The following is an 11,004-nucleotide window of genomic DNA, read 5'->3' on the forward strand; positions in this document are numbered from 1 at the left end:
GACACCACAACAATGTATAACTGCAATTACGGCGGATTCGACTACGTCCGAATCCACTCGGAATTGCTAAAGTCTGTGCTAAACCTAAAATAATCGCTAATTTAACCCTTAACTGACGGTTATACGAAACCGTTGTGCATAATTTATCCAACCATTCGACATCAAATGAAAAGAATATACTTCGTAGCCCTACTAATTTTAATTACAAGTTGTGGAAACAATTCTAAATTGGAAAATCAGATTGGCGAATTGCAACGCCAAAATGATAGCTTGACTGAAATATTAAATGAATACCAAGCGAAATATGTTTACGAACGTGTCTTTGTAAAACACTACAAAACGAATTCTGAGCCGAACAAAATAGGAAATCTCTATCAAGGCGAATTTGTATTTGTGCCAGACGTACGAAATGATAAAGTAGAATTTAAAGCGGAAAGTATTAACGATAATACGAAACACGAATTGAAATCTGTCATACTCAAAACCGAAAGCGGAAATTATGGCGCATATCCTTTTGAATTTACAATTAAGAGTGATACAAGCAGAGTTTACTTCAAACCAATAATAAGGGACAGCTTATCATCGCGAAATCAGAACGTAGGTTACGATGGAACTACAATCACGGATATAATAATCGCGAATTAAACTATGCACAACACGGGCTATACGCAATTGCTCGGTTCCGGCTCATCCGAAAATTTCTGCGAAATTTTCTACGATTTGGGTATATTTGGAAAGACAAGGCTAAGGCACGCAACTACTCATAGCCGAGACCGTTGCCCACAATTCTGACAAAAGTCCGTAGTTTCAATAAACCGAATCGTTCACTAACCGAAAAGCATAGTTCACTCAATCTGAATTTTTAAATTGAATAAACAGAATTAGTTTCGTGCAAACGAATTAACCGATGAAAAATTTATTTTTATTACTCATACTCTTTTTACCCTTTTCGACATTTAGTCAAGATGCATATTTAGCTAACTTACCTATTAGTGGAGGAGTTTCAGAAATAGGAGTTTCACCTTCAGAAAAGATTTGGATTGCAACTAAAGCTGGTAACACATATTACACGGATAAAATAGGTGATTTATGGCATTTTGGACCTTTAGGAACAAAAGACCCATTATCAATTTCAAGTAGAGGAATTTTTGAAAGAGTGAGTTTCTTTTCAGAAGATATTTTGATGATTTCTGGCTTTATTCACGGAGAAAACTCAAATCAAGATTTTGTTCTTCGTTCAACGGATAAAGGAATAACTTGGAATAAAGTAAAATTTGGTAAAAGCAGTTGGATTGATGCTTTTTACATAAATGAGAATGGAAAAGCTTGGATGAGTGGAAATTCTCAACTTATTTACTATACTGCTAATAAAGGGGAAACTTGGAAAAGCTTTGATAAAGCGGGAAATGAAAAGGCATTAAGATTTAATACAATTCATTTTGCCAAAGACGAAAAAACAGGATTGTTCGGTTCTTTTTGGAATGTCCTTTATAAGACCACTGATAATTGTGAAACTTGGGAGAGATTACCGACACCATTAGACCAAAAAAAATATAAAAGACTTTCCAAAGAACATAGACCTGACATAAGAAAAATAAGAATTTTTGGCGATTATTATATTATTAATCAACAAGGCAACATCTTCTATACAAAAAGCGATAATATTAACTGGATAGAATTACCAAATATATCTGACTTTGAAACCACATCTGATGAATCTATTTATTTAATTGGCAAGGATTTAAAGATTGATTTAAGGGATTCAGAATTCGTTTCTATATGGAAATCGGATAAAAAATTGAGTAGCACACCTTCTGCTATCAACACAAAAAACAAAAGTCTTTTCGTTTTTACTTACGGAGAAATTTATAAAATCAACAAGACTGATTTTATAGTTTCAAAGCTTATGACAAATGAAGTACCAATCAGAGAACCTTACTTAAAAGTAAATTATGGAGGAGAAGAAATTGGATTTGATGGAACTACTGTTTTAAGATTTGATAAAAATAGAACGGGATGGTATCGATATATGGAATTACCTGTTAACGTTTCAAACGCTGTTATTTTTGATAACCAAGTTGTGATTGCAGACAATTATTTAGACAAGAGATTTGTTGTAAATATTGATGAACAAAAAATTTCTGAATACGAACTTCCAAAATCACTATTTAATCTATCGGCAAATAATATAGATAAGTTTTCTATAGAAATAGGAAGTCAAGGTTGTTTTCATAGCGACAGGCAATTCAGAGAATATAGATTAAAAAACAATTCATTTAAACTCTACAAAAAAGGTAAAGGATTTTTATCCAAAATGGATAAAGAAATAAATCCTCAATTATTAAATGATATAGTTAACGAAATTGATAATTCTCGTTTTAAAAAACTAACTATAAACGATTTAGAAATTTCAGAAATAGATTTGGACAACTTCAAAGATTTCATTGATAAAGAAGAACAGAAAATAAAGAAAAAAGGTTATGACCGTTTTGACTTCGAGAATTATTACACGTTTCCAGGTAAAAACACAGATTTTGCTTTTTACAAAAATGTGGCTGACAGATTTGATTCGATTCCAGATGTTGTGATTAACGAAGTATTTAATACTGGATATGGTAATTGGAGTACCACAACTGTTTGGAGAAAAATAACAATTGATTTTAAAAACGGAGAAGTCTTAACCATTCAAAATTCAGACGATAAACCAAATTATTTATATACACCTTGGATTATTAATTTTAACGGATTAATTATTAAAAGTAACTCTTTAAAATTAGGTAAGTTGATTAACGAACTAACTAGTGGAGATTTATATTCTGATGTTTCTAAAGAAAAAAAATATGCACTCTATAAGGTTGCTGATTTTCTTTACAAACAGTCACTGAATAAAAAATAACTGTGGGCAACAATGTGTATAATTCATTGCTAGTTATAGCCTACTTACGAAAGTCCTCGCGGACTTTCCATCTGTGATTTATTTGCTAACTTTAGTGCTTAAACACGCAACGAAATCATACAGTAGACCGTTACCTGCAAGCTGAAAACCGATGAACATAGAGACAGCAAGATATATTTCAAATTACTACCATCGATTTTTCAACGAAAAAGAAAATATCGCTCATCGACATATAAATTCATTATTTAAACTAAATGGAGAACCTGAAAGTTCATCTCGATATAAAATTTATAAACGTAAAGGTTGGATAACGACTGATAAAGAAGCTCTTGAATTAATTAAAAATGGGGAAACAGAATTCATTATAAATACAGCTAACTGAATACTAAAAGAATACAAAAGTGAAATCTTTTTAAACAATTGTCCGAATTGTACAAAATTAGCAAGAACACCCAAAGCTAGACAATGCAGACATTGCGGAAATAAATGGTTTGAATAAAAATATGAAAAGAGAACCAAGAGGACGATTATATCAAGAATCAGAATTTGTTTTTGATGAGTTTAATGGATTAAAAATTGAACAATTGATTGTATGTGAAAATCATAAATCAGAACCTATATTAATTTATATAAAAGTTAGAAACAGAAATTGGCATCAATACTTTCTTGATGCTGGAATAGGATTTTGGGAAAATTGGGATAATTTAGAAGATATCGAAGATGATGAACAGTTCAAATATGTAGACTCAACTGAAAAACTAAATTTGAACGGAAAACAGATTTCTAAAATCTATTGCACTACTGATTTTAAGAATAGTAGCATTGTTATTGAATTTAAAAATAAAGAAAAGCTGATTCTAAAATGTGTGAATCCAGAGATTTTCGATTCTGAATGTGAATTAATTAAAACAACCGAATAAAGCCAGCAGGTAACAATGTGTATAATTGATTGCTAGTTATAGCCTACTTACGAAAGTCCTCGCGGACTTTCCATCTGTGATTTATTTGCTAACTTTAGTGCTTAAACACGCAACGAAATCATACACTAGACCGTTGTAAGTAATACCGAAAAACTGAATAAACATTGAAAAACGAGTTAATAAAAAAAGCCTTTTCAGAAATAGAAAATCAAACTTTCGGAACTACTGAACAATATTTGGAAGTTCATAATGTCGAAATTGAGAATGGAAATCCTAAAGTTGAAAGAGTGGATATGGAATCTTTTAATGATGTAAACATTGTCTACTTTCCAATTCAAGATGAACCTTTTTTCTTGACTGTTCATTTCTCAAAAGAAACTAATGAATTACTTGGAATTGGAACTGAAAATGGGAATCAAGTTTATCTAACAGCGACTTCTGAAAATCTGACTTTTGAGCAACTTTCGGAATTGACAACATTAAAAGGACTTTCAGGTTGGAGTGTAAATGATGATAGAAAAAATGGAAAAGGAAAATATACTTTTAGTCGTTTATCATTTGAGCCGACTAAAAGTCGAGCTTATGATTTAGATACAAAACTAAAACTACTCTTAACTGAATTGGAAAAGGACGTAGATGGAATAAAAAAACTGACTGAAATGTCAGATGCTGGAATCTCAATTCATCATCAACAGTATATAGATGGAAATAAAGGAATCAATTTCGATATTGAAACCATTAACCGTTTGAGCAGATTAAATCTAGGAATTGATATCGACCAATACGTTTTCGGAAATGAATTAAAGTCAGTACTCTGAAAAAGTACTACTTACAACACGGTGTATAAAACATAGCTAATAAGTGCTTAACCAAAAGGTTTGTGTGTATTTAGAAAGTCCGCCAAATTTTTAATTTGGTGTTTTAAAAAGAGAAAAAATAAAAACAAAATATAAAAATTCGGCTCTGTGTTAACCCGAAGGCTATTGTCTTTTTGCACGCTACGTTACATACACAAGTCCGTTAGGCACAATAAAAACTCACTCAAATGCAGATGAATAGAATTAAAAAGACATCACTATTTACAATTATAGTTTTTGGAATTATTTGGGTACTTACTTCTTCTTTTCAAATGACTAATGAACTGACAAAAGAACAAGCAATTGAACTCGCTGAACAATATATAATTGACAACGGATATACGAATTCACCCGCAAATAAAACTAAACTGAATTATGAGTTATTCGATGGAAATGACGTGGATAAAATAATTGCTCGCCGAAAAAACACTCTTCGTAAAAAGGCATTTTGTATTTCGGAAAATGAAGAGAGATGGGATGTCGGATTTTTATCGACAAGTGTTGACTTAAATAAACTTGACTCTGAAAAACGCAAAACAGATTTATCAGGTCGAGCTGTAATTGTAATGAAAAATGGAAAAGAAATAAGAATCGCACATAAAGAACCATTGTTTTCGTATTTTGATACACTATTCTTGAATTAAGAAAACGGAAAAAATTACTGTGCCTAACAATGGCTATAATTAATACGGGTTATGGTGCTTAATCCTTAGTCTAGTGTGTTTTTATAAAGTCCGCCAAATCTTTTGATTTGGTTTTAGAACAGAAAAAAGTAAAACAAAATAAAAAGTTTTGGCTAAGTACTTAATTGAAAGTTCACTGCTTTTAATTCCCGTACTAACCATAGCCTAACCGTTAGCTGTAATTAATAAACTAACATGGAAAATTTTTTAAGACATATCAATCTTAAGAAAAAACAATTTAAGTGTTATTCTTTAACTGGAAAAAACAAAGAATCAGAATTAATTTTTGAGGTCAAAAACGAAATCCATACTGGAGCAAATGACAATGAAATTAATCTTTTAACTAAATTAATTCCTTCTTACAATGAGGAAATTATTGAGTTGTATAAACATCATAATGGAATGACACTTTATCTTAATAAGGATGAATCTGGGATTAAATTTAGTTCTATAAATTATTTAGAACAATTTAATAGAGAATGGAAAGTATGGTTTGAAAGTTGTGATGAAGATGATCTACTTGATTACCACAAATCAGGTATAGCTTTTGCAGAAATTTCTCATTCGGGAAATTACTTTGTACTTTTTAATGGAAAAGTTTTTTACTTTGATCATGGAGATTTTACAAATTCGAAACCCATTGCTCATACAGTTAAAGAATTTCTTTCTTTGATTGTTAAAGATCCTATTACATTCCTTCATGAAATGGGAAATTATACTAGATATTTTGATGGAAAGACAAATAAAGAATGGATTCCAAAAGAATTTATAGCTATTTAAATCTACAGCTAACAAGATGTAAAATGCATTAAAACGCATTTTACACTAAACGTTGGCAATAATTATGAAAAAATCAAAAACCTTCATCATTTTATCAAGCTTTTTTTTTCTGAGTTCATCTTTAGTATTTGGACAAAAAAAAACTAATCAAAAAGAAATGATACCTGATTGGTTTTCTGTTTTCTATATCCCTGAAATAGAGCAATTTAAATCTGATTCAACAAAATGGTTTATTAGCCCTGATGGAAAAAGTAAACTATTCTTTATTCTAAATTCTGATTTTAGTGTTCGTACAGAAATTTTAACAACAGATAAGGTTAAAAACCCTGAATTAATTAAAATACTTAAATCAGAGGGTATTAATTATAGCAACCCTAATATGGCGATTAAAATTGATGAACTTATATCAGAAATGGGAGCAGAAATTGGAATGTCAATTAATTATGCAAAAACGATTTTTGGCAAACCTGATTCTGAAAAAAGTGATACCAAAAGAACATTTCTAACTTGGAATTTTTTAATGCTAGAGAATGGAGGTCCCTTACCTGACAACCTACCCCCTTTAATAAGTAAGGGATTAGAATATAGAATATATATGGAATTTTATGAGGACGAACTTATTGCATTAATATATCAGTATCAAGTTCCCTAAAGAAAAACTATTGCCGACAAAGAACTGAGTTAAAAAACAAGTTTTTTTAAACTAATCTTGATACATAATTCTCATCATAAGGCATTCCTGATTTCACAATAGCAAAGGCTTGCTTTAAGAGCTTGTTTGCCACAGCTATCAAAGCTAGTTTCTTATTCTTTCCCTTAGCCACAATTCGATCATAAATAGCCACAAGCCTTGTTATGTTTACATGCTGAAAAAGCGCATAAAAATAAAAGATTTCGTAGCTTTTTATTACCCACTTTACTAATCCTACTTCTGCCTCTTACACTACTTCCAGATTCTCGAATGGTAGGTGTGATACCTACATAACTACAAAGTTGTCCAGCGTTTTCAAACTTGGAAAAACCATCGGTCGCAACGATCAGAAATAAGGCAGCCTTCATCCCCATTCCTGGAATGCTCTTGAGTAAGGTTAACTGATGCTGTTGATCCTTTTTAACCAATTTCAAAAGTCTAGTTTCTATTCCTTTTACCTCTGCATTAAGATGTTTAAGATTGCGCTGGAGTGATCGAAAAACAAAAGAAGAAGGAATCCCAAGTACGGTCTCTCCGTGAATTTTGTTCTTAGTAGCCGTACGCTTCTTAAGATAACTATCTAGCAACCTAAAAAGCTGTAAACATTCCGCTTGAATCTCTGTAAGGGCATTGTATAAAGGAACTTCATTCATTATACCATACTCACAAATCATCCTAGCATCACTCTTATCTGTCTTAACTTTTGCTAGTTTCATCTGGATAAAACGTTTTACTGATAACGGATTAACCACAGAAACTGCTATCCCTTTTTTGTCTAGAAACTGTGCTAAACGATAATGATAATAACCCGTAGCCTCCATAACTACAAGAGATCCTTTTGGTAATGATTTCGCGAAAGCGGTAAAACCTAATTCTGTATTCTTAAAATGACGATGACCTGTCAAATTACAGAACACATCAAAGACATCTTTACTGATGTCTACTCCATAAATTTCGCTATATTTAATCATAAGAACTATTTTTGGAAAGAACTAGCTACTATACTCACAACAACTTGAAATCGAGATCTAGTTCTCACAGAACTGAACGTGATTTAAGTAGTAAAAGAGAGAGGATTATCAATGTTGTCGAAGTCTAAAGCTTCACCGTGTATACTAACCATAATTCTCTCTTTTGTTCTTTCTAGTTTATACTGAAAGTTAATTAGAATAGTAAAGAGGAAAACAACCCCTTATTATAGTGTTTGAAGTCTAGACTTCAAACACTATAATAACATGAACTACTCCATTTAATATTTAGAAATATCAAACTTAAGCCGTATATAATTAATTGATTTTTACGTGCTTACTTGCGAAAATTCCTGCGGAATTTTCTCGGATTCGTATTTGTTTACTAAATTAGTTGCTTAACCACGCAACTAACCATACACAAACCGTTAGCAACAAGGCAAGACGAAAATTGAGAACATTTATAAACATACTGATTATTCTTTCGCTAATTACTTCTTGCAAATCAAAAAAAGCAGAATTAAATACTACTGAATTCCAAACTTACAAACGAATTAACAGTAAAAATACTTGGGGATTTATAAATCAAAATGGAGATACTATAATTCCTTTGAATGTTTATAAGTTCTTAAATCCTATTGACGATAAGAATATGATATTTGCTCAACTGAAGGATGGTAAATATGGATTTATTAATATTCATCAAGACACTTTGATTAGTTTTAAATACGACAATATGGGTGTTTTCGATCAAGGACAACTCGCACCAGCGAATTTTAAAGGAAAATATGGGTATATAAATCGCAAAGGAGAAGTGAAAATCCCTTTTCAGTACGAAAATAAAAGTTATTTTTATAATTCTGGTTTAGCAATCGCTAAAAAAGAAGGAAAGTTTGGTTTCATAAATATGAAAGGAGAAGAAATAGTTCCGATTGAATTTGAAAGTGTTAAACAATCAATGTACGACACAATAGTTCTTGCTTCAAAAAATTCTAAATGGGCTTTTTATTCAAAAAAAGGTACAAGGAAAACTGATTTTAAGTATGATGAAGTTGTTGAGACTTACATTGAAATTGACGGAAGAACGAAAAGCACCTTATTTGGGAATGGTTTAGTTTTAGTTAAAGCAGAAAACAAAACGGCATATATAAATAATGATTTAGAAGAGATTGTTCCATTTGGAACTTACGAAATAGCCAAACCTTTCCAAAACGATTTAGGAATTGTTTCCAATAATAGAAAGTATGGAATTATCAACACTCAAGGTGAAATTGTTATACCCATAACTAATGATTTTATCGAACATCCATCGGAATATTCAAATAACTCTGAACTTATTGCTATCCGAAAAGGAAATATTATTCAACTTTTAGACAAAACAGCAAAACCAATTACCGATTTTGACATCAAGGAATATAAATGGGATAGTTATAAAAGTAAAGAATCATACCAAAGATATTTTATTTTAACTAAAAATTCTGGAATGACAGGAACAGTTTCTGATAAAGGAATAATGGAAATACCTTTTGAATATGAAGAAATTGAACCATTTAATGGAAGGTCAGTTACATTCGCCAAACTAAATGGAAAATATGGTTTAATAGATTATTTAGGTAACGTTAAATACCCTTTCGAATTTGATGAAGTTATTTCTAGTAGTTACTCCGATTATTTCATTGTAAATAAATCAGGCAATTATGGTATGATAAATAAAAACGGTAAGCAAATTATTTCATTTGCATACGAAAATATTACGCCAACATTTTATGGAAAAAGCCAAAATTACATTATTCAAAAAAATGGCTTATACGGTATTATCGACATAGAAAAAAATATAATTATTCCTATTGAATACGAAGAAATATCTAATTGGGTAGAATATGGACCAAAAGAACATTTTGTTACCAAAAATGGAAAAAAAGGATTGATAAGTAGAGATGGAGAAATCGTAATTCCAACTCAATATGATGAAATTTTTGTAGATAACTCAAAACTAATAAAAGTGAAAAATGATGGACTTTATGGAACGGTTGATTGGGGTAATAAAACAATCCATCCTATCAAATACGAACAGATTTTGTGGGAATGGCCATATTTGACACAAAAACAATTGGATACAATTTACATCAAAGAAAATGGGAAGTACTTTTCTACAGACACAGATGGAAAAGTTATTGAATTAAATGTAAGCAAGAAACTGATTGACAAAAAATTTGGCTATTTGGTGAAAAATGAATAAAAACCCAGTTGCTAACACGGTGTATAAAACATAGCTAGTAAGTGCTAAACTTAGAGTTTTGTAATTATTTGCAGAGACCGCCAAATTTTTAATTTGGCTTTTAAAAAGAAAAAAATTAAAACAAAATATAAAATTAGGCTCTGTGTTAATCTGAAAAGTTAGTGTCTTTTTCATTCACAAGTCCGTTGGCAACAATAAGCGAAATGAAAATACCGAAACTGATTTTACTTTTTATTATCGTCTTTTCTTGTAATGAGAATAAAGAAAAACCCAAAGTTGAACTTCCTGTCGAAATACAAAAAACGGAAGTTATCGCAACTGACTCTGACTCTGACTCTATTTACGAAAGATATAAATTAGGACAAGTAGAATCTTATGATTGGAACTTGATTTCTGAACGTGCTGAAAAATACAACTCTGTTTCTGAACAATTTTCTAACAAAGACAATATACCAAAAGACTTTCTTGAGTTTTCGAAAAAGTTTATATCTGACATTTCCTTTCAAGAAAAACATATTGATTTTGACAATTTAGTAGCTGTGGAAAATGGTTGCGACGAAACCTTTGTAATGAGCAGAAAAAATTGGGTTTTTGATGATTGGGATTTTATCAACTTTATCGGAATTGATGATGAAATGGAAAATACATTTAACTTTTCTGATTCGATTTTTTATTTTGAATATGTAATCAAAGAAGTTGGAACCTTTAGAATTTTAGGTTTTGAAAAAAAAGATGGCGAATGGTATCTGACTTTATATCACGTGAACGATTGTTAAAATTACTGTTACCAACAAAGTATAAAATTAATGGCTGGTCCTAGCCTACTTGGAAAATTCCTGCAGAATTTTCCGCTGGCAAGTATTTGTTTAACTAAATTAGGTGTTTAAACGCGCCACTAATCTTATACGTAAACGTTGTGGTGCATTATTAGAGAAACATTGTGAGTTTAAAAGAAAAATTAAACAAAATA

Annotated in this window: 9 protein-coding genes and 1 pseudogene; 9 read left to right on the forward strand and 1 reads right to left on the reverse strand. The window is 30.8% G+C overall.

Features of this window, described 5'->3' with window-relative positions; all coding sequences use genetic code 11:
- Nucleotides 1–228 precede the first annotated feature (228 nt).
- The 7 genes from Q1A01_RS23190 to Q1A01_RS23220 all read left to right on the forward strand — a co-directional run bounded on the left by Q1A01_RS23190 (nucleotide 229) and on the right by Q1A01_RS23220 (nucleotide 6,788).
- Nucleotides 229–645 carry a hypothetical protein gene (locus Q1A01_RS23190; RefSeq protein ID WP_299685831.1) on the forward strand — a complete coding sequence of 139 codons (417 nt, stop codon included), beginning with the start codon at nucleotides 229–231 and terminating at the stop codon, nucleotides 643–645.
- A 262-nt stretch (nucleotides 646–907) separates the two neighbouring features.
- Nucleotides 908–2,896, forward strand: coding sequence for a YCF48-related protein (locus Q1A01_RS23195; protein ID WP_299685833.1), 1,989 nt, complete (start codon nucleotides 908–910; stop codon nucleotides 2,894–2,896).
- Nucleotides 2,897–3,399: 503 nt separating this feature from the next.
- Nucleotides 3,400–3,816 (forward strand): hypothetical protein, encoded by a 417-nt coding sequence (locus tag Q1A01_RS23200; protein WP_299685835.1) that lies wholly within the window; start codon nucleotides 3,400–3,402, stop codon nucleotides 3,814–3,816.
- A 164-nt stretch (nucleotides 3,817–3,980) separates the two neighbouring features.
- The gene (locus Q1A01_RS23205; protein ID WP_299685837.1) at nucleotides 3,981–4,634 is read left to right on the forward strand and encodes a DUF4279 domain-containing protein; all 654 of its coding nucleotides are present in this window, start codon (nucleotides 3,981–3,983) and stop codon (nucleotides 4,632–4,634) included.
- A gap of 233 nt (nucleotides 4,635–4,867) precedes the next feature.
- Nucleotides 4,868–5,317, forward strand: coding sequence for a hypothetical protein (locus tag Q1A01_RS23210; protein WP_299685839.1), 450 nt, complete (start codon nucleotides 4,868–4,870; stop codon nucleotides 5,315–5,317).
- A gap of 234 nt (nucleotides 5,318–5,551) precedes the next feature.
- Nucleotides 5,552–6,136, forward strand: a complete 585-nt coding sequence (locus Q1A01_RS23215) for an SMI1/KNR4 family protein (protein WP_299685841.1) — start codon at nucleotides 5,552–5,554, stop codon at nucleotides 6,134–6,136.
- 64 nt (nucleotides 6,137–6,200) lie between these two features.
- Complete coding sequence (locus Q1A01_RS23220) at nucleotides 6,201–6,788, forward strand: hypothetical protein (RefSeq protein WP_299685844.1); 588 nt, start codon at nucleotides 6,201–6,203, stop codon at nucleotides 6,786–6,788.
- A gap of 46 nt (nucleotides 6,789–6,834) precedes the next feature.
- Here the strand turns inward: Q1A01_RS23220 and Q1A01_RS23225 are convergent.
- Nucleotides 6,835–7,798 (reverse strand): annotated as a pseudogene (locus tag Q1A01_RS23225) (transposase).
- Nucleotides 7,799–8,246: 448 nt separating this feature from the next.
- Between Q1A01_RS23225 and Q1A01_RS23230 the strand changes: the two are divergent.
- Together Q1A01_RS23230 and Q1A01_RS23235 are read left to right on the forward strand one after the other, a co-directional pair.
- The gene (locus tag Q1A01_RS23230) at nucleotides 8,247–10,034 is read left to right on the forward strand and encodes a WG repeat-containing protein (RefSeq protein ID WP_299685847.1); all 1,788 of its coding nucleotides are present in this window, start codon (nucleotides 8,247–8,249) and stop codon (nucleotides 10,032–10,034) included.
- 203 nt (nucleotides 10,035–10,237) lie between these two features.
- The gene (locus tag Q1A01_RS23235; RefSeq protein WP_299685850.1) at nucleotides 10,238–10,810 is read left to right on the forward strand and encodes a hypothetical protein; all 573 of its coding nucleotides are present in this window, start codon (nucleotides 10,238–10,240) and stop codon (nucleotides 10,808–10,810) included.
- The last annotated feature ends 194 nt before the right edge of the window (nucleotides 10,811–11,004 follow it).

The sequence above is a fragment of the uncultured Dokdonia sp. genome, from assembly GCF_947492815.1.
In the GTDB taxonomy this organism is placed as follows: Bacteria; Bacteroidota; Bacteroidia; order Flavobacteriales; family Flavobacteriaceae; genus Dokdonia.